Here is a 23,081-nt window from a genome sequence, read left to right as displayed (position 1 = left end):
ATCTATTAGGATAAATTGCCCAATTTTGTATATTTATTTCTAGTAAATCCCCTACTATCGGTCCTTTTTATTAATAGTCAGAATTGTTAGACTTATTAACACAACTAGAACTCGCTTCAATTTTATCTCTAAGGAGGGAAAGATATGGAGCAAGGTGTTCGCGTTATCCCTTATACCGTGATTGCAGAAGCTGAGGAAATTTTGGAGGTGCCTAAAGGTGTTGAGCTGATCCAGGCACCTAGGCTTTGGAACGAAACGAAAGGAAAGGGAATGAAGGTTGCTGTACTGGACACAGGCTGTGAGACAACACACCCTGATTTAAAAGAACGAATAATCGGTGGCAGGAATTTTACAGACGATGACCGCGGCAATCCTGATCTCTATACCGATTATAATGGTCATGGTACACACGTGGCTGGCACGATTGCCGCTCAGAAAAATGAGGCAGGCGTCATCGGCGTTGCACCAGAGGCTGGTTTGCTGATCGTCAAAGTTTTGAACAAAGCTGGTTCAGGAAAATATGAATGGATTATCAAAGGCATTCATTATGCCATCGAGCAAGAAGCAGATATTATCTCAATGTCTCTGGGCGGCCCGGCAGACGTCCCCGAATTGCATGAGGCGATTCAAGCCGCTGTAAAAAAGAATATCCTTGTCGTCTGTGCCGCTGGCAATGAAGGAGATGGCGACGATTCCACCAATGAATTTGCCTATCCTGGTGCTTATAACGAAGTCATCAGTGTCGGAGCAGTGAACCTTGAACGAGGTTCATCCGATTTTACCAACTCCCATAATGAAATAGATGTCGTGGCTCCAGGTGAGCGGATCACTTCAACTTATCTAAACGGAAAATATGCGACCTTGAGCGGTACTTCCATGGCTGCTCCGCATGTATCCGGCGCACTGGCATTGATCAAGACATATGCAAAAGTCCAATTTGAGCGAGAGCTAACAGAACCTGAGCTTTACGCACAGCTGGTCAAGCGGACGGTGCCACTCGGCAATTCACCGAAGCTCGAAGGCAATGGACTCGTATACCTGACTGTTCCTGAGCACCTGGCCGAAATCTTCGACCAGAGCTTTAAAACGATGGTCATGGATGCGATATGATTTTATCAGCTAGTGAGGCGTACATTCACAACATTGAGAATAAAACGTATTATGATGCAGAACTGGACTCGAGAATGCGTGATGAATATTATTGTGACGCTGTTTTCGGTCCAGCAGAGCTTCATTCGCTGCTATTCTCGACACACTCCTCCCATTTAAAATATTCACCGCATGACTACGTTTATCCATGGGTGGACCTGCAGGAGAACCTCCAACTGAAGAGCCTGTATTCCGGACAGGACCTTGACCCTGTTGAAGTGATTGAAGAGGATTTGAGAATTCTGGACACCTTGAGGCAAGGAGGCTTTATAGCCAGTTCTGATTCTCTTTTCAATACCGAACATGTAGTGCCCCAATCATGGTTTGATGGTAAGGAGCCGATGCGAGGCGATCTTCACCATTTGTTTGCCTGTGAACCAGCATGCAACAGCATGAGAAGCAATCACCCTTATCACGATTTCTCATCCTATGAACCTGAGCTAGCTGCTTCAGGCATACGGTCTGGCTGCGGCATGGTGGAAGCAGCAAAGTTCGAACCTGAATACGGAAAAGGTATTGTTGCGAGAGCTGTATTTTATTTTGCTTTGAGATATAGGGATGTCATCCTTCTGGATAATCAAATGAATTTTGACCTTTTGCTGAGATGGCATTTTGATTATCCTGTTACGCTATACGAAAAGCATCGGAATGCCGCAATCCAGGAGTTGCAGGGCAACCGAAACCCCTTTATTGATTACCCGGAGAAAGCTAGAGAGATGCTTGGGCTATAGAAGAGAACCGCCTGGACGTTTGATTGCAGGCGGTTTTTCTCTGCGTTGATGGGAGATCACGGTAAGGAGGGGTCCTCTTACCCTTTTGGTTTACTCTTCTCACTTTCGGTCAATGCAGAGGCTTTACTTTTACCATTCGGGCTTCCATTATGCATTTTCGGGCAATGCAGACACTCTCCTTTTACCGTTTTCGCTTCCTTTCTTCATTTTCGGGCAATGCAGACGCTTCCCTTTTACCGTTTTAGCCTCCATTCCTCTTTTTGGGGCAATGCAGACGCTTTCCTTTTACCATTCGGGCTTCCATTATGCCTTTTCGGGCAATGCAGACGCTTCCCTTTTACCGTTTTAGCTTCCATTCCTCTTTTTGGGGCAATGCAGACGCTATTATCTACTTTCCTTGCCTCAGGCTAAGCCGCCTTCTCCATTTCCTCTAATTTACTAACACAAAAAATGTGAATCTTAGGGCAAGCTAATCGAGAATAAAGAGGAAGGGATGATTTCTATGTCTATGGAATGGTTTGATCGGGTAGTTGGAGAGCTGCAGGACCATCTTGAGTCTATTTGCGAAAAATATGATCAAGAAGGCCAGATGGCTGTTGAGAGAGGCGCGAAACATCCGCGGATTCAGTTCTTTGTGGACTATGATGATGGTGAAAGAGATTATTTCTATATATTATACTTTGACCCGTATAATGAGGAATTTTATACGGAAACCATCGACGAAGACCTGGGGCAGCCAGCTCGGGTCATTCTTTCAGATATTGATGATATTGTCGATGCGGTTCACCAAGGATTCCACGATTACATAAACGACGATGAAGACGAACTCGATATCGTTTATGCAACGGAAGATGACGATACTGTATATTATGAAGATGACGGAATCGATGAAGATGATGAGCTATATGTGGCGGAGCTGATAGATGAGGATGATATCCTCGAGGAAATCGATGTTGAGTGGGAAACTCCTGAGGTTACAGCCTTCCTGATGGAAGATGATGTGGAAGTGACCTATCAGTTTGGGCTTGTACAGGATACAGGTGACGGAGTCCTGCGCCGCATCAATCGGATCTGGACTGAAGATGACGAAATGATCAAAGACGAAACGAACTTCATTTTTACAAAAGAAGAGGCTCCTACCATCATTGCGATGATCGCCAGCCACATGGATTCCATGCAAGGATACGAAGATTAAACTATTAAAGCGGTGGCATAGAATGATGCCACCGCTTTTTTTCAGGCTTGGTTCACCATTAATGAGTCAAATTAGGACCTGAATTATAAATATACTCGAAAAAAATTAGGTTCCAACTTTACTTTCGCTTATAAAAGGAACAAAATTCGCAACGCCTGTATTTTTAACTTGGAAAATTTTATTGGCGATCTTCACAACTTTATTGGCGATTTTCCGATTTTATTGGCGAAAATTTAATTTTATTGGCGAAAATCATATTTTATTAGCGACTAGGAAATTCCGGACGTTTTTTTCCAGTTCGCCAATAACATGACTTCCAAAAAAATAACGAGGTTTGAACAGGACTCCTCCCCAAGCAAGCTTGTAAACGCAATTTAATTTCACACTCCTCCGCTCTTCTGCTCTCACCACATCCAAATAACATCTAAATCAACAACCTCCCATTTTTCTCATCCAAAAGTTGTAGGAAAAGTTCAAGCTTTCTCCTGAGGGAAATTTTGTTAATTCCCCTTATGCTTAATACAACAAGCAAATAAGGAGAGATGATGATAAATGAATAAAAAAGTAGTGATGATAACTGGTGCCTCTAAAGGTTTAGGAAAAGCATTAACAATGGCATTCGCGAGGGAAGGAGCAAGACTTGCGATCTGCTCGAGGTCCGAGAAAAGCCTGGAGAAAGTAAAACAAGAAGCCGAGGGTTTTGGTGCAGAAGTATTGGCGATACGAGCGGATGTATCACAGCCTAGGGATGTGGAACGTTTCGTAGCTTTAACTCAGGAAGCATATGGGCAAATCGATGTGTTGATCAATAATGCTTCCGTATTAGGCCCTAGTCCAATGCCTTTGCTTCTGGATTATCCTGAAGAGGATTTTGCAGAGGTGTTAAGAGTCAATGTAGTCTCAGCATTTCTAGTTAGCCAAAGAGTCATCCCTGTCATGCTTGAGCACAATGAAGGTTCCATTATCAATGTGACGTCTGAAGCTGGTCACGTTGGATATGCAGGCTGGGGAGCATATGGGATATCAAAATTCGCTGTAGAAGGCCTTACTCAAACTTGGGCAGATGAGTTAAGTGATACCAATGTTCGTGTCAATATGGTCGACCCGGGCGAGATGGACACTGAAATGCATCAATTAGCTGTTCCTGATTGCGATTACCCTTTAGCAAAACCTGAGGATGTCGTGGATATCTTCCTTCATTTAGCATCGGATAAAGCAAAAGGGATTAATGGCCAACGCTTTGAAGCTCAATCAGAGGAGGGATTGTAATGGAAACAGGTGTAATGGATTTTCATCTGCCTGAAAACCTGAATGCGAGCCTTCCACCGGAAAAAAGAGGCTTAAGAAGGGATCAAGTAAGATTGATGACACTGAATTGTAAAACCGGAGAAATGAAACACGATCATTTTTATAATCTCCCCCACTACCTTCAGCCTGGAGATGTGATCATTTTAAACAATAGCCGCACCATCCCTGCTTCGTTACATGGCAGCTGGTTAAGAAGAGGCGTTCACATTTCTCAAAGAGTGGAAATCCGTTTGGCGAGACGAATTTTTGATGACACTTGGGAAGCTCTCATCATCGCAAACCCTGTCAAAGTGGGGGATGTTCTGCGCTTTTCAGAAAAATTGACTGCTACGGTCATCGCTGAGAAAGAGACTTCCCCGTTAAAGACAGTAAAATTCAATAAAAACGGGAGTGAGCTACTAGATCTAATCTATGTTCTTGGCTCCCCGATACGTTATGAGTATATAGAACAACCATGGGACCTGAATTATTATCAAAATGTATTTGCCACCCATCCTGGTTCTGTGGAGATGCCATCTGCGGGTAGAGCGTTTAGCTGGGAACTGCTATTTGAATTAAAGAAGAAAGGCATTCAAATTGATTTCATTCAATTGCACACAGGTCTGAGCTATTTACTTGAGGATCATGTGGACCCGAAAGAAAATCCTGAGGAATATCACATTTCACATCACACAATGGAAAAAATCCTCAAGGCTCATTCATCTGGCAAAAGAGTCATCGCAGTTGGAACGACAGTCGTCCGCGCCCTAGAGAGTGCAGCGAACAACGGAGAACTCTCAGGTACTACAAACTTATATATCAATCAGCAAACCCCTCTAAAAATAGTAGACGGAATCATTACCGGTTTGCATGAGCCTAAGGCTAGCCATCTGGATATGCTGACTGCCTTTTTACCAGAACATCACTTGCTTCATGCCTACCATCAAGCGATTCACGAAGGCTATTTATGGCACGAGTTTGGTGACATGAACCTGATCATATAGGAGGAATTATTTTATGCGCTTTCATCATTACGGACTGGAAGTGTCCAATCTTGAAGAATCGATAAAGTTTTACTCAGATTTATTAGGCTTAGAACTGGAAAGCCGGCATTCTTTTCTGGGGGAAGAGATTGCGTTCCTATCATCCACTCATTTCCGACTTGAATTGGTATCTCATCCACATAGCACAAACTCAGCCCATCTATGTTTTGAAGTATCCGACCTTCAGCAAGTGATCCACACTTTCGGATTTAATCAAATAGCAGAAGGACCTTACAAACTTCCCAACGGCTGGGAAATTGTCTTTTATGAAGGACCCAATCATGAAGTGCTCGAATTTTTACAGACCTCCTAAAGCACGCACCAGTTTTTAACATCCAAGGGTTAAATATGGGCTATAATGACATTAGATACTGGACGGTGAAGGAGATGCTGGGATGACTGACGAAGCAAAATATGAAGAAATCGGCATTCTTAAAGAAATCGCAGAGCTATTGAACGAAGGAACAGACACGAAGACCATGCTATCTGATGTCTTAAGAAGACTTTTGCATATAACAGGGCTTCAAACAGGCTGGATCTTTCTTATTGATGCTCACGGAAACCACGAGCTTACAGCAGACTTTGCTCTTCCTCCTGCTTTAGCTTTTAACCAGAAAGATAGAATGTGCCACGGTGAGTGCTGGTGTGTGAATAAATACAATAACCAAACCTTAAATAAAGCCACAAATATCATTGAGTGTAAGCGAATTGAAGATGCACTTGATGATGGTGCTGGGGAGACGTGCGGATTGACCCATCATGCTACTGTACCCCTTCGCGCTGGAAATGAACGATTCGGCTTATTGAATGTGGGTTCTCCAAACAAAAAACATTTTCATAAAAAGGAACTTGCTCTGCTTGAAGCAATTGCCTATCAAATTGGCACAGCATTAAAACGCATCAAACTCACACAGCGCGAACAAGAAACCGCTCTTGTTGCGGAAAGAAACCGGCTTGCACGGGACCTGCATGATTCGGTGAATCAGCTATTGTTCTCTCTCAGCCTGACCGCCAGAGCTGGAGTGGAAATGACAGAGGATGAAGAAGTAAAACAAACATTTAGCTATATGCAGGACTTGACCCAGGAAGCACTCGGGGAGATGAGATCACTTATATGGCAGTTGAAGCCTCACGGTCTCGAGAATGGACTTGTCAGCGCACTGAAAAGCTATGGAGAAATGCTTGGTCTGAAGATAGAAGCTAACCTGACGGGAGCCACCAGCATGCCCGGAAAAGTTGAAGAAGCTATATGGCGAATTGGACAAGAAGCAATCGCCAATTGTAAAAAGCATTCCGGTGCCCAAAAGGTATTTTTATCACTTCATGCTTCCGAAAATGAGGCCATTTTAACAATTAAAGATGAGGGCTGCGGTTTTCACTATAATGATAACCTGTTAATTCCTTCATTAGGATTAAAGAACATGAAAGCAAGGACAGAAGCACTAAATGGCCTGTTTCAATTGCGAAGCCAATTGGGAAATGGAACTGAAATAAAGATAACCATTCCACTCTAGGGGGAGAATTCAATGAGTATACGCATATTAATCGCAGACGATCATCATGTTGTCCGAAGAGGCCTCGTATTTTTTCTTAAAACCCAAAAAGACCTTGAAATTATCGGAGAAGCCGAAAACGGAAGAAAAGCGGTTGAAATGGCAAAAGAGCTAAAGCCTGATATTATCTTGATGGACTTAGCTATGCCTGAAATGGATGGAATTGAAGCGACGAAGGTGATTAAAGCAGAAGATCCAAGCATTAAAATCATGATTCTTACCAGTTTCTCCGACCAGGACCATGTCATCCCCGCTCTAGAAGCAGGTGCCTCCGGATTTCAATTGAAGGATATCCAGCCTGATGAGCTCGTCTCATCCATCAAGAAAATGGTCAATGGAGAGAGCCAGCTCCACCCGAAAGCCACATCCCATTTACTAGCCAATCTATCACACAGCAGCAATCCGACAAAAAAGTTACTAGATGAATTAACGAAAAGAGAACTGGATGTCTTAAAAGAAATCGCGAAAGGAAAGAGCAATAAAGAGATTGCCGCCTCCTTATATATTACCGAAAAAACGGTAAAGACCCATGTGTCTAACTTGCTGGCGAAACTCGAGCTAGCAGATCGAACGCAGGCTGCCCTTTTTGCCGTAAAAAACGGATTGGTCAAATAAGAAAAATCAATAAAATGCAGCATAATCCCTGTTCAGCATTGAACAATGGAAAAATCAAAAATAAAAAGCTCCCAACCAAATTGGTTGAGAGCTTTTTTGAAGCGCCAAAAATTAACGCTTTGAGAACTGAGGTGCACGACGAGCGCCTTTAAGACCGTATTTCTTACGTTCTTTCATACGAGCGTCACGAGTCAGTAGTCCAGCACGCTTAAGTGTTGGACGGAATTCTGGGTCAGCTTGAAGCAATGCACGAGAGATACCGTGACGGATTGCGCCAGCCTGGCCAGTGTATCCACCGCCATTTACGTTAACGTGGATATCGTAGCTTCCTACAGTTTCAGTAGCAACAAGTGGTTGCTTAACTACTTCACGTAGAGCTGCGAATGGGATATAATCTTCAATTTCACGATCGTTGATTGTAATTTTTCCAGTGCCTGGTACTAAACGAACTCGCGCAACGGAGCTCTTACGACGACCGGTACCGATATATTGAACCTGTGCCAAGTTAATTACCTCCTTAATAATTATCCGCGAAGTTCGTAAACTTCAGGTTGTTGTGCTTGATGTGGATGCTCATTACCAGCATATACATGAAGCTTTTTAAACATTTGGCGTCCAAGAGAGTTCTTTGGAAGCATGCCTTTGATTGCAAGTTCAAGCATCTTTTCAGCGTAGTTTGTACGCATTTCAAGAGCTGTTCTTTGCTTCAATCCACCTGGGTGCATTGTGTGGCGGTAGTAGATTTTGTCAGTCAATTTCTTACCAGTAAGTTCGATCTGAGAAGCGTTGATGATGATTACGTGATCACCAGTGTCAACATGTGGTGTGAAAGTTGGTTTATGTTTACCACGTAGAATAGCTGCAACTTCAGTTGAAAGGCGACCAAGAGTCTTGCCTGCAGCGTCAACTACGTACCATTTACGCTCGATATTGTTGGCATTTGCCATAAACGTTGTACGCATGAGTTTCCCTCCTAAATAGTCAAAAAAAAATCAAGTTCATTTGGTATATTTTCAAACACGATAAAGCTCTTCCGGGGCTGATCGTGGGTTTAAAATACATACATATGATATCTTAACCTGTGGTTGAGAGATTGTCAACACCAGGATTAGTTGTCATATCATTTTTTTAAAATTTATTTTCTAATCGATGGTCTTCATCTTCATAAAAAACCTTCCAGAGATACAGTCCTTGTCCTGGCGCGGTCTTGCCAGACAGGGTACGGTCCTTCACTAAAAGCAGCTGCGGCATGCTGTCGGCAGGTCTTCTGCCTGTCCCTACCTCCAGCAAGGTCCCGACAAGGATCCTTACCATATTGTACAGAAAACCATCCCCTACGAACCTAAAAACAAGCAGGCCATTCTCTTCGAAAAAATCGATTTCCTGCAATGTCCTTACACGATCTTCTACCTCGGTTTTGGCCGAACAAAAACTAGTGAAATCATGTTTGCCAAGAAGCTGCCTCGCCGCTACTTTCATTGCGTCGAGATCAAGTTCATATTGGAACTGATAAGCAAAATTCCGCTGGAAAGGATTACGATGCTTGGATGGCAGCAAAAAATAGCGGTATTCCTTGCCGACAGCGTCAAAGCGTGCATGGAAATCAGGTTTTGCATATTCAACCGCATTCACTGCAATATCATCAGGCAATAAGGAATTAAGCGCGATTTGCCACCTGGCAGGCTCAATTTCAAGTGTTGTATCGAAGTGGATTACCTGGCCGCGGGCATGCACTCCTGCGTCCGTACGACCTGATGCACTGACCCTGATGCCCATCCCCTTATTTAGCTTCTCAAGAGCCCTTTCCAGCTCTCCCTGGACAGTCCTTTTGCCCGGCTGTATCTGATAGCCGGAAAAACCGGTGCCATCGTATGAAACTATGCATTTTATTCGCGGCATAATGATTACCCTCTTAAGACGATTAGTAGAACCGTGACAGCAGCTAGGAACAAAAGCATCATGGTGTCCGACCCACCCCAGGTCAGCTGGCGGTATTTCGTCCGTCCTTCTCCGCCCTTATAGCCTCTTGCCTCCATAGCGACTGCCAGTTCCTCGGCCCGCTTGAAGGAACTGATGAACAATGGAATCAGCAAGGGAACAATTGCTTTGATCCGCTCTTTGATCGGTCCGCTGTTATACTCCACTCCCCTGGCAGTTTGCGCCTTCATGATTTTGTCAGTTTCCTGCATGAGCGTCGGTATGAATCTCAAGGAAATCGACATCATCAATGCCAGCTCATGGACGGGGAATTTATATTTCTTCAACGGATTCAATAATGTCTCTAGGCCGTCTGTAATCTCGATTGGAGTCGTGGTCAAGGTCAATAATGACGTGATCAGAATCAGCAGTAGGAATCTCAATGAAATAAAGATACCTTGCCTGAGTCCTTCTTCATATATTTTCAGCCATCCAAATTCGAAGATGACATCGCCCTCTTTGGTCATGAAGATATGAAGCAAGAACGTGAAAATGACCAGCAAAAATACAGGCTTGAGGCCTCCATATAAGAACCTTATCGGAACCTTAGAGAGTCCTACCATAATGAATGTATAAGCAGCTAAAACCCCATAGGTCAACGCATTGTTCGCGATGAACACAACGATGACGAACAGGAAAACGGTGATCAGCTTGGAACGAGGATCCATCCGATGAAGAATGGAATCTCCCGGAACATAGCGGCCAAAAATCATTTTCTCCATCATTGACGGCCGCCCCCTTCCATGAACTCTGCCACCATTTCGGCGAGTTCTTCCTCGGAAAGGCTGATTTTCTTGAATTTTGTTCCGAAGGCTTCTTCGATCATTAATTGCAATCCGACTACTTCAGGTACATCAAGACCCAATTCGATCAATGCCTTAGGGTTCGAGAAAATCTCGTCAGGCGTTCCTTTTGTAAATACCTTCCCCTGATGCATGACGACAATATCATCCGCATAGCGGGCAGCATCTTCCATGCTGTGGGTCACGAGAACGGTTGATAGATTTCTTTTTTTATGAAGTGAATAAAATAAGTCCATTATTTCTTTGCGACCTCGTGGATCAAGGCCTGCAGTAGGCTCGTCCAATACTATGACCTCTGGTTCCATTGCCAGTACTCCGGCAATCGCTACCCGGCGCATTTGTCCGCCCGAGAGATCGAAGGGCGATTTTTCAAGAATTTCTTCAGGCAGTCCGACAAGATTGATAGAAGCTCTTGCCCGTGCCTTCGCTTCCTGCTCTGTAACGCCAAAGTTCATCGGGCCAAACATAATATCCTTTTCGACTGTTTCTTCAAATAACTGATGCTCAGGAAATTGGAAGACAATGCCCACCTTTTCGCGGACACCCTTTAAATTCTTCTCCTTGCGTCCAGCCCTGATCTCCCTGCTGCCAATCAATACAGAACCTTTAGTAGGCTTCAAAAGGACGTTCAGGTGCTGCAGCACGGTTGACTTGCCAGAACCCGTATGCCCAATTACTGCAAGATACGTTCCTGAAGGTATATCGATGGAGACATCCGATATAGCGAGTCGCTCGAAAGGAGAATCAGCCTGGTAACGATATTCTACATTTTTGAGTGAGATGTCCATAGTTCCGTCACCAGCTCTTCTTCTGTCAAATATGATTTAGATAATGCAATTCCTTTTTTCCGCATGATTTTGCTCATTTTTACAGGGAAAGGAATATCCAGTCCCAGCTTAATCAGCTCATCATCCATTTCAAAAATTTCTTCGGGACTTCCTTCACGGTATAGCTCCCCTTTGTTCATGACGATGATTCTATCCGCTTTCGCAGCTTCTTCTAGATCATGGGTGATCGAAATGACCGTTAAGTTTTCACGATCTTTCAACTCACGAACTGTTTCGATGACTTCTGCACGTCCCCTTGGATCCAGCATGGATGTCGCTTCATCCAAAATAATGATCGACGGCTGCAGTGCCAGGACACCAGCAATGGCCACCCGCTGTTTTTGGCCGCCAGACAGATGGTGCGGCTCTTGATTCAGAAAGGTTCCCATATTGACTTTATCAAGTGAAGTCTGCACGCGCTCTACCATGATCTCTCTTGGTACGCCGTGATTTTCCAGACCAAAAGCCACATCATCCCGAACCGTTGTTCCAACAAACTGATTGTCAGGATTCTGAAAAACCATTCCTACATTTTCTCTTACATCCCAAATCGTATCCTCTGTCAATGTGAACCCACATACCTCGATCGAACCTTCCTGCGGAAATTGCAGGCCATTCAAAAGCTTCGCAAGAGTGGATTTGCCAGAACCATTATGACCGACTATCGCCAGCCATTCACCTTCATAAATATCAAAGCTGATATTATTTAATGCGGGAGTCTGCTGCCCTTCATAACTGAAAGATACATTTTCTATTTTCACTATCGGGTTGCTCATCTCCGCCCTCCTCTCAACTCTTCTTAACTGTCTCTTCTATTTGATTCTATTTCTATTGCAAAAATTTTTGGATATAAAAAAAGCCTGCACCTCTCCCCGGGCGGAAGCGATCCGCATAGTGCAGGGTCCTGAATGGACTGGGGAGAAGTACATGAGCTAGACGAGACAGGCAGAACAGCTCCGGTTATCGCTAACCGATTCAGGAATGCCCTGAAGTAACCAGCCGATGGGGCCAGTGAACTCTTCTTTCCCAATGGCCTGCGCATCATAACGCTCGTTTTTGGCTTGTGCTGCTTTTTTTAGTTTTCGTAAGGGAAGACCCTCTATAGCAAAAAAGGGGATGAAACAAGTTTGTATAAACTGTCCATCGCCCTTGTTTGAGTGTTTAATGGTATTAAACTAACTCGATAATTACCATTGGCGCACCGTCACCGCGACGTGGTCCAAGTTTCATAATACGAGTGTATCCACCTTGGCGCTCTGCGTAGCGTGGAGCGATGTCAGCAAATAGTTTTTGAACTGCATCTTGGTTTGTTTCAGCGTTTGCAACTTCGTGGCGAACCCAAGCAGATGCTTGACGGCGAGCGTGAAGGTCTCCGCGCTTTCCAAGAGTAATCATTTTCTCAACAACTGAACGAAGCTCTTTCGCACGTGTTTCAGTAGTTTCAATACGCTCATTGATAATCAAATCAGTTGTTAAGTCACGTAGCATTGCTTTACGCTGGGCACTTGTGCGTCCTAACTTTCTGTATCCCATGAGTGTTTCCCTCCTTTGTTGAAGTCATAAGCCGGCAGTTTTAGTACTGACAGCAAAATGCCTAGTTAATCTGCATTAACTAGTCATCTTTGCGTAAGCCTAAGCCTAGCTCTTCTAGTTTTGCTTTTACTTCTTCTAGTGATTTTCTGCCAAGGTTACGAACCTTCATCATATCTTCCTCTGTCTTGTGAGCAAGCTCCTGGACAGTGTTGATACCGGCACGCTTTAAGCAGTTATATGAACGAACAGAAAGATCGAGTTCCTCAATTGTCATTTCCAGAACTTTTTCTTTTTGGTCTTCTTCTTTCTCTACCATGATCTCAGCATTTTGAGCTTCGTCAGTCAAACCGACAAAAATATTCAAGTGCTCAGTCAGGATTTTTGAACCTAGTGCAATAGCTTCCTTAGGACCCGTGCTGCCATCTGTCCATACGTCAAATACCAGCTTGTCATAATTCGTCATTTGCCCTACGCGAGTGTTTTCTACTTGATATGATACGCGTGAAACCGGTGTATAGATTGAGTCGATAGGAATGACACCGATCGGCTGATCTTCCCGCTTGTTTTGGTCAGCAGGATTGTATCCGCGTCCTCTTCTTGCAGTCAGGCGCATACGCAATGAACCTTTGCTAGAAAGTGTAGCGATATGAAGATCCGGGTTAAGGATTTCAACGTCACTATCATGCGTGATTGCAGCTGCAGTCACTGGACCCTCGCCCTGTAAATCGATTTCAAGTGTCTTCTCTTCATCAGAGTAGATTTTCAACGCTAATTTCTTAACGTTCAAAATGATTGATGTTACATCTTCTACGACGCCTTCAATTGTTGAGAACTCATGAAGTACTCCATCGATTTGAATCGATGTGACAGCTGCACCTGGGAGTGAGGATAATAGGATACGACGTAAGGAGTTACCCAAAGTTGTACCATATCCACGCTCAAGCGGTTCTACGACAAACTTGCCGTACTTGGCATCATCGCTGATCTCAACCGTTTCGATTTTTGGTTTTTCTATTTCGATCATCAAATATACCCTCCTTCAAAACGTCGAAACCCCGGCAGGCTCTTTACCTTACCGAAATTCCCCCATGTATACGTTCCCGTTTGTGCACAACAACTGGATTAATGATTTCTGTATACCTAGAAAATATTTGTATCATATCCCATTATAGACAGGACTACAAATTCTATACAGAAAAATTAAACACGGCGACGTTTTGGCGGGCGGCAGCCGTTATGTGGAACTGGAGTTACGTCTTTGATTGCTGTAACTTCAAGACCTGCTGCTTGAAGAGCACGGATTGCTGCTTCACGGCCAGCTCCTGGTCCCTTAACAGTAACCTCAAGAGTTTTCAAACCATGTTCCATAGAAGTTTTAGCTGCAGTTTCTGCTGCCATTTGTGCTGCGAATGGAGTGGATTTACGTGAACCCTTGAAACCAAGCGCACCTGCACTAGACCATGATAATGCATTACCATGTACGTCTGTAATTGTTACGATAGTATTGTTGAAAGTTGAACGAATATGCGCAACTCCACTTTCAATATTCTTTTTGACGCGGCGTTTGCGTGTATTAGTTTTACGAGCCATTTAAATGTTACCCTCCTTTACGGATTATTTTTTCTTGTTAGCTACAGTCTTACGTGGACCTTTACGAGTACGTGCGTTGTTCTTCGTGTTTTGACCGCGAACAGGCAAGCCACGACGATGACGCAAGCCACGATATGAACCAATTTCCATTAGACGCTTGATGTTTAATGAAACTTCACGGCGAAGGTCACCTTCAACCTTTAACTTGTCGATGATATCACGGATCTTGTTAAGTTCCTCTTCAGTAAGATCGCGAACGCGAGTGTCTTCAGAAACACCAGCCTCAGCAAGAACTTTCTCAGCAGTAGGTCTGCCGATTCCGAAAATATATGTTAAAGCAATAACTACACGCTTTTCACGTGGAATATCTACACCAGCAATACGTGCCATCTAGATGCGCACCTCCTTTAAAATTATCCTTGTTTTTGTTTATGTTTAGGGTTTTCACAGATCACCATAACTTTGCCTTTTCTGCGAATAACTTTACATTTTTCACAGATCGGCTTAACAGATGGTCTCACTTTCATTACTCTAACCTCCTTGATAGTACGGAGTCACGGTTTATTTAAAGCGGTAAGTAATTCTTCCGCGAGTCAAATCATATGGAGAAAGCTCGACTGTTACTTTATCTCCTGGCAGGATTCGAATGAAGTGCATTCTAATTTTACCGGAAACATGAGCCAACACTGTATGACCATTCTCTAATTCTACCTTAAACATTGCATTCGGCAAAGTTTCCAATACTGTGCCTTCAATTTCAATTACATCATCTTTCGCCATAAACTGGTCTCCCTTCCTTGTTCAAATCGTATTAAATCATATACTCCGCGTTGACGGAATGTAGCTTCCTATTTGTGACACGTTCTAAGCAGCAAGCAATTGAGAAATATCATTGAGAAATACTCAACCTTATGATTATAACATAAAGCTGGCATCCCGTCCGCATAGAAATCTCATTTCCGCCTATTTAAAGACTAAAAACAGAACCAGACGGCCAATCACGCTGATCAGGCTTTGGTTAAAATCTCAAAACCAGTTTCTGTGATCGCGATCGTATGCTCAAAGTGGGCACACATTTTACCGTCAACCGTTACAACAGTCCAATCATCGGCTAACGTATTCACATAGCGGCTTCCTGCATTCACCATCGGTTCTATGCAAAGAACCATACCAGGCTTCAGCCTCGGTCCTCTGTTAGGAGGTCCGTAATGAGGAATTTGCGGGTCCTCATGCAATTCTTGCCCAATTCCATGGCCGACATACTCACGAACAATAGAAAAGCCTTCTGATTCCACATACGTTTGAATCGCATGGGAGATGTTCGAAAGACGTTCCCCTGGCTTGGCTTCTTTCAAGCCTATGAACAAAGACTCTTCTGTCACGTCCAAAAGACGCTGGGCTTCCTCATCAATCTTTCCTACCGGGTAAGTCCATGCAGAGTCCCCGTGGTATCCGTTGTACTTTGCTCCGATATCAATACTGATGATGTCGCCTTCATTAAGAACCCGTTCGCCAGGAATCCCGTGAACTAGTTCGTTATTAACTGATGCACAGATGCTGCCGCGAAAACCATTATAACCTTTAAAAGAAGGAGTTGCACCTTGTTTGCCGATGAAATCCTCTGCAATTGCATCCAGTTCTTTAGTTGTAATGCCAGGAGCAATATGTTTTTTTAACTCCTGATGAGTCATCGCTACAATGCGACCTGCTTCTCGCATAATTTCTATTTCACGAGGGGTTTTACAAACGATCATTAATTCAAGCCCCCGAGCAATTCTTCGATGTCAGCGAATACGACATTAATGTCTTGCTGACCGTTGATATTGCGTAAGTAGCCTTTATCTTCATAGAAGTTCAACAGAGGCTTTGTTTGCTGGACATTTACATCCAGACGGTTTTGGACGGTTTCAGCGTTGTCATCAGCGCGCTGGTAAAGCTCGCCTCCACAACGGTCACAAACGCCTTCCTTTGCAGGAGGGTTGAACACGAGGTGGTAAGTAGCGCCGCAGTTCTTACAAATCCTGCGTCCTGTCAAACGTTCCATAAGGATGCTTTGATCAACATCAATGTTGATGACATAATCAATTTTTTTGCCAAGATCAGCAAGCATAGTATCCAGAGCTTCAGCCTGGGCAACTGTACGCGGGAATCCATCCAATAGGAATCCTTTTTCACAGTCAGCTTTGCTTAAGCGCTCACGGACAATCCCGATGGTTACTTCATCAGGAACTAGCTCTCCTTTGTCCATAAATGATTTTGCCTGTAATCCAAGTTCCGTTCCTTCTTTGATAGCTGCACGGAACATATCTCCTGTTGAGATATGAGGGATGTTGTATTTACCAACAATTTTATCGGCTTGCGTGCCCTTACCGGCACCCGGAAGCCCCATCAGAACCAAATTCACAAGATTTCCCCCCTCAGTCTCTATTAAAGATTCAAGGGACACATGTCCCCTAAATCTTATTTTATAAAGCCTTTATAATGGCGTTTTACAAGCTGAGCTTCAAGCTGCTTCATCGTTTCAAGCGCAACGCCGACCACGATCAGCAAGCTTGTTCCGCCAATCTGTACCGATTGAGGCAGACCAGCAAATTGAATGAAAAATACTGGCAGCACAGAGATTACTGAAAGGAAGATAGCGCCGACGAACGTCAGGCGGTAAAGGACCCTAGTCAAGTATTCCTGTGTGTTTTTACCCGGACGGATGCCTGGGACATATCCACCTTGCTTCTTCAGGTTCTCGGCCACTTGTTCAGGATTCACCTGGATGAACGCATAGAAATACGTGAACGCAATGATCAACGCCACATAGACGATCATACCGATCGGCTGTGTGTAATCAAACGTCTTCTGGATCCAGAGAGTCACATCATTCGTACCGAAGAACTGTGCGATTGTCGGAGGTGTAACGATAAACGAAATGGCGAAGATAACCGGGATGACACCAGCAGCATTCACTTTCAATGGAAGGTGAGTGTTCTGACCGCCAACCGCGTTGTTTCCAGCGCTCATGCGTTTAGCGTACTGAATCGGTATCTTACGAGTTGCCTGCTGGATGAAGATAACCCCAACCACGATCGCGATAACAGCCAACAGGATCAGCAGCATAGTCACGATACGAAGGAACAAAGCGTCTCCTGCATCAGAGAACTGTTGTGCATAAATCTGGTTGACCATTGTCGGAATACCAGCAACGATACCTGCAAAGATAATGATAGAAATACCGTTTCCTACACCTTTTGTTGTAATCTGCTCACCTAACCACATCAGGAATGCAGTTCCGGCAGTCAAGACGACAGCAATCAGTAAGTAAGATGCGATACCGGCATTCTGGATCAGTAATCCTCCTGCCATATTGTTAAAGCCATAAGACATACCTAGTGCCTGGATAAAACCAAGAACGATCGTGAAATAGCGGGTAAACTGAGCTAATTTACGGCGTCCGACTTCTCCTTGTTTGGACCATTCAGTAAACTTTGGCACAACATCCATCTGCAAGAGCTGGATGATGATTGAAGCAGTGATGTACGGCATGATTCCCATCGCGAAGATGGAGAAGTTCTGCAGCGCACCGCCGCCGAAGGTATTCAGCACTCCGAAGACACTCATGTCATCCTGTGCTTTTAAAATATCTGCATTTACGTTCGGTACAGGAATAAATGTACCGAGACGAAATACAATCAACATTAAAAGGGTGAAGAGAATTTTATTTCTAATTTCACCCACGCGCATAAAATTGGAGATTGTCTGGAACATTAAATCACCTCAGTTTGACCGCCGGCAGCTTTGATCGCTTCTTCGGCTGCAGAGGAGAACTTATGAGCTTTAACAGTTAATTTCTTCTCAAGGCTTCCCTTAGCAAGGATCTTAACTCCTGCTAGTTCTTTCCTGACAAGACCTGTTTCGATTAAAAGTTCTGGAGTCACTTCAGTTCCATCTTCGAATACGTTAAGTGCATCAAGGTTAACGACTGCGTACTCTTTGCGGTTGATGTTTGTGAAACCGCGTTTCGGCAAGCGTCGGAATAAAGGAGTTTGACCACCTTCAAAACCAGGGCGTACACCGCCGCCAGAACGAGCGTTTTGACCTTTATGACCTTTACCAGCAGTTTTACCTTGGCCAGAACCGATACCACGTCCAAGACGTTTGCGTTCTTTACGGGAACCTTCTGCAGGCTTTAATTCATGAAGTTTCATGTTGGCACCTCCTTATTTTAAAAAGGATAAATTATTTTTCGTTTACAGTAACAAGGTGAGAAACTTTGTTGATCATGCCGCGGATTGCAGCATTATCTTGTTGCTCAACTGTTTGGTTCATTTTACGTAACCCAAGAGCCTTAACTGTTTCGCGCTGATCTTGCGGACGGCCGATCAGGCTGCGAGTGAGGGTAATTTCTAATTTGTTAGCCATTTGATTTCCCTCCTTATCCTAACAGTTCTTCCACAGATTTACCGCGAAGTTTCGCTACTTCCTCTGCACGCTTAAGTTGAGAAAGACCTTCTAGAGTTGCACGAACCATGTTGATTGGAGTGTTCGTTCCTAGAGACTTAGACAGGATATCAGCAACACCTGCTAATTCTAGTACCGCACGAACTGGTCCACCAGCGATAACTCCAGTACCTTCAGAAGCAGGCTTCAGAAGGATCTCACCAGCACCAAAGTGTCCGATAACCTGGTGTGGAATTGTAGTACCAACCATAGGTACATGGATTAGGTTCTTCTTCGCATCTTCGATAGCTTTGCGAATCGCTTCAGGTACTTCTTGTGCTTTACCAGTACCGAAACCGACATAACCGTTTTTATCTCCTACTACTACTAGAGCAGAAAAACGGAAACGGCGTCCACCTTTAACAACTTTCGCTACTCGGTTAACCGTAACTACGCGTTCTTCAAGTTCAAGTTTGTTTGGATCAATACGACGCATCTTTTTGTGTCCCTCCTTTTTCTATTAAAATTCTAAGCCGTTTTCGCGGGCAGCATCAGCAAGCGCCTGGATGCGGCCATGATAGAGGTATCCGCCACGGTCAAATACTACTGACTTATAACCTTTTTCCACAGCACGCTTAGCGATCAATTCACCGATTTGCTTTGCTGCTTCCAGGTTATTGCCTTCAACGTTCACTTCTTTATCTAAAGTAGAAGCACTCGCTAGAGTTACTCCATTTACATCGTCGATTAATTGAGCATAAATGTGCTTGTTTGAACGGAACACATTTAGACGAGGACGAGCTTCAGTTCCGCTAAGTTTCGCACGGACACGAGCGTGTCTCTTACGGCGAGTAGCGTTTTTATCAGCCTTCGTAATCATTTACGTCACTCCTTTCGTTAACCTATGCGGCATTACTTACCTGTTTTACCTTCTTTGCGGCGTACATATTCGCCTTCATAACGAATACCTTTACCTTTGTAAGGCTCTGGTGGACGTACGTCACGGATGTTAGCAGCTAATGCGCCAACACGCTCTTTGTCAGTTCCCTTTACAATCACCTTAGTGTTTGAAGGTACTTCGATTTCAAGGCCTTTTTCTGCCTCGATTTCAACTGGATGAGAGTATCCTACGTTAAGTACAAGCTTGTTACCTTGCTTAGAAGCACGGTAACCGACACCTACTAGCTCAAGACCTCTTTCGAATCCTTTAGATACACCCTCAACCATGTTAGCAAGAACCGCGCGAGTCGTTCCGTGCAAAGCACGATGTTCTTTGTTATCAGTTGGACGAGAAATGTTGATTACGTTCTCTTCGATCTTGATTTCGATGTCAGAGTGAAAAGTACGAGACAATTCACCTTTTGGTCCTTTTACTGTTACGTGATTGTTATCAAGAGTAACAGTAACACCAGCTGGAATTTCAATTGGTTTTTTACCTACGCGTGACATTTGTTGCACCTCCATTCATTCAGAAAAATCTATTACCAAACGTATGCTAGAACTTCTCCGCCCACTTGCTTAGCGCGAGCTTCTTTGTCAGTTAAAACGCCGTTTGAAGTTGAAACTAAAGCAATACCTAAACCGTTAAGTACGCGTGGTACTTCAGTTGATTTTGCATAAACGCGAAGTCCTGGCTTACTGATTCTCTTAAGACCAGTGATAACACGCTCGTTGTTTGCACCGTACTTCAAGAAGATACGGATGATACCTTGCTTGTTGTCTTCGATATATTCAACGTCACGCACGAAACCTTCACGCTTAAGGATCTCAGCGATTTCTTTTTTAATGTTAGAAGCAGGTACTTCTAATTTTTCGTGACGAACCATATTCGCGTTACGAATACGAGTTAGCAAATCTGCAATCGGATCTGTCATGACCATTTAATTTACCTCCTTCCAGAGCTTTCAGTTTTACCAGCTAGCTTTTTTCACACCAGGAATTTGTCCTTTGTATGCTAATTCACGGAAACAAATACGGCAAAGCTTAAATTTGCGGTATACAGAGTGCGGACGGCCGCAGCGCTCACAGCGAGTGTACTCTTGTACTTTATATTTAGGCGTGCGTTTTTGTTTCGCAATCATTGATTTCTTAGCCACGTTTTCGCCTCCCTCTTATTAGAGATTACTTTTGAAATGGCATTCCGTATTGTGTTAATAGTTCACGAGCTTCTTCATCAGTGTTAGCAGTCGTTACAATAACAATGTCCATGCCACGTACTTTATTTACTTTATCGTAATCAATTTCAGGGAAGATTAACTGTTCTTTAACACCAAGTGTGTAGTTACCGCGTCCGTCGAAAGACTTCTTAGAGATACCGCGGAAGTCACGTACACGTGGTAAAGATACTGAAATTAACTTGTCGATGAATTCGTACATGCGCTCACCGCGAAGTGTTACTTTCGCACCGATTGGCATACCTTCACGAAGGCGGAAGCCAGCGATTGATTTCTTAGCACGAGTCACAACTGGCTTTTGACCAGTGATCGTTGCTAATTCCTCAACTGCAACATCAAGAGCTTTAGCGTTGGCAACAGCGTCACCTACACCCATGTTGATTACGATCTTTTCAAGTTTAGGAACTTCCATAATTGACTTGTAGTTAAACTTGCTCATTAGAGCAGGAGTAATTTCATTGTTGAACTTTTCTTTTAGGCGGTTCATCGATTGTACCTCCCTTCTTCAATAGACTATTTATCTAGAACTTCACCGGAATTTTTAGCAACGCGTACCTTCTTACCGTTCTCGACAGTGTAACCAACTCGGGTTGGCTTGCCAGACTTCGGATCTACAGGCATTACGTTTGATACATGGATAGGTGCTTCCTGGTTCAAGATTCCACCTTGTGGATTTACTTGAGAAGGCTTAGCGTGTTTTTTCACGATATTGATTCCTTCAACAAGAACGCGGCTTTGCTTTGGATAAGCTTCAAGGATGATCCCTGTTTTGCCTTTGTCCTTACCAGAGATGACCATTACTTTGTCACCTTTTTTTACATGCATCTGTGTGCACCTCCTTAAAGGCATTTGAAATAGATTATAGTACTTCTGGAGCTAATGAAACGATCTTCATGAAGTTGTTGTCACGAAGCTCACGTGCAACTGGTCCGAAGATACGAGTACCACGAGGACTCTTATCGTCACGGATGATTACACAAGCATTCTCGTCAAATTTGATGTAAGAACCGTCAGTACGGCGCATACCAGTTTTTGTACGAACGATAACTGCTCTGACAACGTCACCTTTTTTAACAACGCCACCTGGTGTTGCCTGTTTCACTGTGCAAACGATAACGTCTCCGATATTAGCAGTCTTACGGCCAGAACCGCCAAGAACCTTAATAGTAAGAACCTCACGTGCACCTGAATTGTCAGCAACTTTTAAACGTGTTTCCTGTTGGATCATGCGAGTAACCTCCCTTCGGAATAAACCTTAATCCGAACAATTAGATAATAACAGCTTTTTCCACCACTTCTACAAGGCGGAAACGTTTTGTGGCAGATAGCGGACGAGTTTCCATGATACGTACTACGTCGCCGATTTTTGCCTCGTTTTGCTCATCATGAGCTTTGAATTTCTTAGAGTATTTTACACGCTTGCCGTATAAAGGATGCTTTTTGTAAGTTTCAACAAGAACAGTAACAGTTTTGTCCATCTTGTCAGATACTACGCGTCCAGTATAAACTTTGCGTTGGTTGCGTTCACTCATTGTGAGAACCTCCTCTCAATTATCTGTTAACGCCGATCTCTCGTTCACGAATTACAGTTTTCATGCGAGCAATCGCTTTGCGTACTTCACGAATGCGAGCTGTGTTTTCAAGTTGTCCAGTCGCTAATTGAAAGCGCAGGTTGAATAGCTCTTCTTTTAATGATTTAACTTTTTGTTCAATTTCAGCAGTGGTAAGGTCACGAATGTCATTAGCTTTCATTAGATTCACCACCAATTTCTTCTCGTTTAACAAACTTGCACTTTACAGGAAGCTTGTGTGATGCAAGGCGTAATGCTTCGCGAGCGACTTCTTCAGAAACGCCAGCAACTTCGAACATTACTTTGCCTGGTTTAACAACTGCTACCCAACCTTCAGGAGCACCTTTACCAGAGCCCATTCGGACTTCTAGAGGCTTTGCAGTATATGGCTTGTGAGGGAAAATCTTGATCCAGACTTTACCGCCACGTTTCATGTAACGAGTCATTGCAATACGGGCAGATTCGATTTGACGGTTTGTAATCCAAGAAGCTTCAAGAGCTTGCAAACCGAATTCACCGAAGTTTACTTCAGTACCGCCTTTAGCTTGACCGCGCATCTTGCCACGGTGTTGACGGCGATATTTAACGCGTTTAGGCAATAACAT

General features: G+C 43.8%; 36 protein-coding genes. 8 read left to right on the top strand and 28 right to left on the bottom strand.

All coding sequences use genetic code 11. The features are described 5' to 3' along the window. Positions 1 to 144 precede the first annotated feature (144 nt). From LGO15_RS00935 to LGO15_RS00900, 8 genes are all read left to right on the top strand, one after another. Positions 145 to 1,110: a S8 family peptidase gene (locus LGO15_RS00935; protein ID WP_226086367.1), complete on the top strand. Its 966-nt coding sequence runs from the start codon at positions 145 to 147 to the stop codon at positions 1,108 to 1,110. Next, positions 1,107 to 1,880, top strand: coding sequence for an endonuclease I family protein (locus tag LGO15_RS00930; protein WP_226086366.1), 774 nt, complete (start codon positions 1,107 to 1,109; stop codon positions 1,878 to 1,880). Before LGO15_RS00935 ends, LGO15_RS00930 begins: the two co-directional genes overlap by 4 nt. 502 nt (positions 1,881 to 2,382) lie before the next feature. After that, positions 2,383 to 3,075 (top strand): hypothetical protein, encoded by a 693-nt coding sequence (locus LGO15_RS00925; RefSeq protein ID WP_226086365.1) that lies wholly within the window; start codon positions 2,383 to 2,385, stop codon positions 3,073 to 3,075. Positions 3,076 to 3,627: 552 nt separating this feature from the next. Then, positions 3,628 to 4,344: an SDR family NAD(P)-dependent oxidoreductase gene (locus tag LGO15_RS00920; RefSeq protein WP_226086364.1), complete on the top strand. Its 717-nt coding sequence runs from the start codon at positions 3,628 to 3,630 to the stop codon at positions 4,342 to 4,344. Further along, positions 4,344 to 5,366: an S-adenosylmethionine:tRNA ribosyltransferase-isomerase gene (locus tag LGO15_RS00915; RefSeq protein WP_226086363.1), complete on the top strand. Its 1,023-nt coding sequence runs from the start codon at positions 4,344 to 4,346 to the stop codon at positions 5,364 to 5,366. Before LGO15_RS00920 ends, LGO15_RS00915 begins: the two co-directional genes overlap by 1 nt. A gap of 13 nt (positions 5,367 to 5,379) precedes the next feature. After that, complete coding sequence (locus LGO15_RS00910; protein WP_226086362.1) at positions 5,380 to 5,718, top strand: VOC family protein; 339 nt, start codon at positions 5,380 to 5,382, stop codon at positions 5,716 to 5,718. A gap of 82 nt (positions 5,719 to 5,800) precedes the next feature. Then, a complete protein-coding gene (locus LGO15_RS00905) occupies positions 5,801 to 6,919 on the top strand; it encodes a GAF domain-containing sensor histidine kinase (protein ID WP_226086361.1) in 1,119 nt (372 codons plus the stop codon). A gap of 12 nt (positions 6,920 to 6,931) precedes the next feature. Then, positions 6,932 to 7,573, top strand: a complete 642-nt coding sequence (locus tag LGO15_RS00900; RefSeq protein ID WP_226086360.1) for a response regulator — start codon at positions 6,932 to 6,934, stop codon at positions 7,571 to 7,573. Positions 7,574 to 7,684: 111 nt separating this feature from the next. Here LGO15_RS00900 and rpsI read toward each other — a convergent pair whose 3' ends face one another. The 28 genes from rpsI to rplP all read right to left on the bottom strand — a co-directional run bounded on the left by rpsI (position 7,685) and on the right by rplP (position 23,081). Then, positions 7,685 to 8,077, bottom strand: a complete 393-nt coding sequence (gene rpsI / locus LGO15_RS00895) for a 30S ribosomal protein S9 (protein WP_167834112.1) — start codon at positions 8,075 to 8,077, stop codon at positions 7,685 to 7,687. A 20-nt stretch (positions 8,078 to 8,097) separates the two neighbouring features. Further along, positions 8,098 to 8,535 carry a 50S ribosomal protein L13 gene (gene rplM, locus LGO15_RS00890; protein WP_167834111.1) on the bottom strand — a complete coding sequence of 146 codons (438 nt, stop codon included), beginning with the start codon at positions 8,533 to 8,535 and terminating at the stop codon, positions 8,098 to 8,100. A gap of 166 nt (positions 8,536 to 8,701) precedes the next feature. After that, entirely contained in the window at positions 8,702 to 9,472 is a 771-nt protein-coding gene (gene truA, locus LGO15_RS00885) for a tRNA pseudouridine(38-40) synthase TruA (RefSeq protein ID WP_209438064.1), read from the bottom strand. A gap of 5 nt (positions 9,473 to 9,477) precedes the next feature. Then, entirely contained in the window at positions 9,478 to 10,275 is a 798-nt protein-coding gene (locus tag LGO15_RS00880) for an energy-coupling factor transporter transmembrane component T family protein (RefSeq protein ID WP_226086359.1), read from the bottom strand. Beyond that, on the bottom strand, positions 10,272 to 11,141 hold the full coding sequence (locus LGO15_RS00875) for an energy-coupling factor ABC transporter ATP-binding protein (RefSeq protein WP_226086358.1): 870 nt from the start codon (positions 11,139 to 11,141) through the stop codon (positions 10,272 to 10,274). Before LGO15_RS00875 ends, LGO15_RS00880 begins: the two co-directional genes overlap by 4 nt. Further along, the gene (locus tag LGO15_RS00870; protein ID WP_167834108.1) at positions 11,117 to 11,956 is read right to left on the bottom strand and encodes an energy-coupling factor ABC transporter ATP-binding protein; all 840 of its coding nucleotides are present in this window, start codon (positions 11,954 to 11,956) and stop codon (positions 11,117 to 11,119) included. Before LGO15_RS00870 ends, LGO15_RS00875 begins: the two co-directional genes overlap by 25 nt. 394 nt (positions 11,957 to 12,350) lie before the next feature. Beyond that, positions 12,351 to 12,713: a 50S ribosomal protein L17 gene (gene rplQ / locus LGO15_RS00865; protein ID WP_144481247.1), complete on the bottom strand. Its 363-nt coding sequence runs from the start codon at positions 12,711 to 12,713 to the stop codon at positions 12,351 to 12,353. 79 nt (positions 12,714 to 12,792) lie between these two features. Continuing rightward, entirely contained in the window at positions 12,793 to 13,737 is a 945-nt protein-coding gene (locus tag LGO15_RS00860; protein WP_102264870.1) for a DNA-directed RNA polymerase subunit alpha, read from the bottom strand. A 176-nt stretch (positions 13,738 to 13,913) separates the two neighbouring features. Next, complete coding sequence (gene rpsK / locus LGO15_RS00855) at positions 13,914 to 14,303, bottom strand: 30S ribosomal protein S11 (protein ID WP_023626407.1); 390 nt, start codon at positions 14,301 to 14,303, stop codon at positions 13,914 to 13,916. 24 nt (positions 14,304 to 14,327) lie between these two features. Continuing rightward, positions 14,328 to 14,693, bottom strand: a complete 366-nt coding sequence (gene rpsM, locus LGO15_RS00850) for a 30S ribosomal protein S13 (protein ID WP_167834106.1) — start codon at positions 14,691 to 14,693, stop codon at positions 14,328 to 14,330. A gap of 23 nt (positions 14,694 to 14,716) precedes the next feature. Next, positions 14,717 to 14,830: a 50S ribosomal protein L36 gene (rpmJ, locus tag LGO15_RS00845; protein WP_003156543.1), complete on the bottom strand. Its 114-nt coding sequence runs from the start codon at positions 14,828 to 14,830 to the stop codon at positions 14,717 to 14,719. Between the two features lie 34 nt (positions 14,831 to 14,864). Then, on the bottom strand, positions 14,865 to 15,083 hold the full coding sequence (infA, locus tag LGO15_RS00840) for a translation initiation factor IF-1 (protein WP_019157108.1): 219 nt from the start codon (positions 15,081 to 15,083) through the stop codon (positions 14,865 to 14,867). A 227-nt stretch (positions 15,084 to 15,310) separates the two neighbouring features. After that, positions 15,311 to 16,057: a type I methionyl aminopeptidase gene (gene map, locus LGO15_RS00835; RefSeq protein ID WP_226086357.1), complete on the bottom strand. Its 747-nt coding sequence runs from the start codon at positions 16,055 to 16,057 to the stop codon at positions 15,311 to 15,313. Further along, positions 16,057 to 16,707, bottom strand: coding sequence for an adenylate kinase (locus LGO15_RS00830; protein WP_167834104.1), 651 nt, complete (start codon positions 16,705 to 16,707; stop codon positions 16,057 to 16,059). Before LGO15_RS00830 ends, map begins: the two co-directional genes overlap by 1 nt. A gap of 56 nt (positions 16,708 to 16,763) precedes the next feature. Further along, on the bottom strand, positions 16,764 to 18,059 hold the full coding sequence (secY, locus tag LGO15_RS00825) for a preprotein translocase subunit SecY (protein WP_167834103.1): 1,296 nt from the start codon (positions 18,057 to 18,059) through the stop codon (positions 16,764 to 16,766). Continuing rightward, a complete protein-coding gene (gene rplO, locus LGO15_RS00820; RefSeq protein WP_167834102.1) occupies positions 18,059 to 18,499 on the bottom strand; it encodes a 50S ribosomal protein L15 in 441 nt (146 codons plus the stop codon). Before rplO ends, secY begins: the two co-directional genes overlap by 1 nt. A gap of 31 nt (positions 18,500 to 18,530) precedes the next feature. After that, a complete protein-coding gene (gene rpmD, locus LGO15_RS00815; protein ID WP_023626413.1) occupies positions 18,531 to 18,713 on the bottom strand; it encodes a 50S ribosomal protein L30 in 183 nt (60 codons plus the stop codon). Between the two features lie 13 nt (positions 18,714 to 18,726). Then, on the bottom strand, positions 18,727 to 19,227 hold the full coding sequence (rpsE, locus tag LGO15_RS00810) for a 30S ribosomal protein S5 (protein ID WP_167834101.1): 501 nt from the start codon (positions 19,225 to 19,227) through the stop codon (positions 18,727 to 18,729). Positions 19,228 to 19,251: 24 nt separating this feature from the next. Beyond that, a complete protein-coding gene (rplR, locus tag LGO15_RS00805) occupies positions 19,252 to 19,611 on the bottom strand; it encodes a 50S ribosomal protein L18 (RefSeq protein WP_125482129.1) in 360 nt (119 codons plus the stop codon). Positions 19,612 to 19,643: 32 nt separating this feature from the next. Beyond that, positions 19,644 to 20,180: a 50S ribosomal protein L6 gene (gene rplF / locus LGO15_RS00800; RefSeq protein ID WP_167834100.1), complete on the bottom strand. Its 537-nt coding sequence runs from the start codon at positions 20,178 to 20,180 to the stop codon at positions 19,644 to 19,646. A 32-nt stretch (positions 20,181 to 20,212) separates the two neighbouring features. After that, on the bottom strand, positions 20,213 to 20,611 hold the full coding sequence (gene rpsH, locus LGO15_RS00795; RefSeq protein WP_023626417.1) for a 30S ribosomal protein S8: 399 nt from the start codon (positions 20,609 to 20,611) through the stop codon (positions 20,213 to 20,215). A 30-nt stretch (positions 20,612 to 20,641) separates the two neighbouring features. Continuing rightward, complete coding sequence (rpsN, locus tag LGO15_RS00790; protein ID WP_009499044.1) at positions 20,642 to 20,827, bottom strand: 30S ribosomal protein S14; 186 nt, start codon at positions 20,825 to 20,827, stop codon at positions 20,642 to 20,644. Between the two features lie 25 nt (positions 20,828 to 20,852). After that, entirely contained in the window at positions 20,853 to 21,392 is a 540-nt protein-coding gene (gene rplE / locus LGO15_RS00785) for a 50S ribosomal protein L5 (protein ID WP_167834099.1), read from the bottom strand. 26 nt (positions 21,393 to 21,418) lie between these two features. Continuing rightward, complete coding sequence (gene rplX / locus LGO15_RS00780) at positions 21,419 to 21,730, bottom strand: 50S ribosomal protein L24 (RefSeq protein ID WP_226086356.1); 312 nt, start codon at positions 21,728 to 21,730, stop codon at positions 21,419 to 21,421. 34 nt (positions 21,731 to 21,764) lie between these two features. Continuing rightward, complete coding sequence (rplN, locus tag LGO15_RS00775; RefSeq protein ID WP_023626420.1) at positions 21,765 to 22,133, bottom strand: 50S ribosomal protein L14; 369 nt, start codon at positions 22,131 to 22,133, stop codon at positions 21,765 to 21,767. Positions 22,134 to 22,173: 40 nt separating this feature from the next. Next, positions 22,174 to 22,437, bottom strand: a complete 264-nt coding sequence (gene rpsQ, locus LGO15_RS00770) for a 30S ribosomal protein S17 (RefSeq protein ID WP_023626421.1) — start codon at positions 22,435 to 22,437, stop codon at positions 22,174 to 22,176. Between the two features lie 19 nt (positions 22,438 to 22,456). Beyond that, positions 22,457 to 22,657, bottom strand: coding sequence for a 50S ribosomal protein L29 (gene rpmC, locus LGO15_RS00765; RefSeq protein WP_023626422.1), 201 nt, complete (start codon positions 22,655 to 22,657; stop codon positions 22,457 to 22,459). Next, on the bottom strand, positions 22,647 to 23,081 hold the full coding sequence (gene rplP, locus LGO15_RS00760) for a 50S ribosomal protein L16 (RefSeq protein WP_167834097.1): 435 nt from the start codon (positions 23,079 to 23,081) through the stop codon (positions 22,647 to 22,649). Before rplP ends, rpmC begins: the two co-directional genes overlap by 11 nt.

This window comes from Mesobacillus sp. S13 (genome assembly GCF_020422885.1).
Taxonomy (GTDB): Bacteria; Bacillota; Bacilli; order Bacillales; family Cytobacillaceae; genus Mesobacillus; species Mesobacillus selenatarsenatis_A.
Note: the sequence above shows the minus strand (reverse complement) of the source record. Positions and strands in the feature narration are given on the sequence as shown.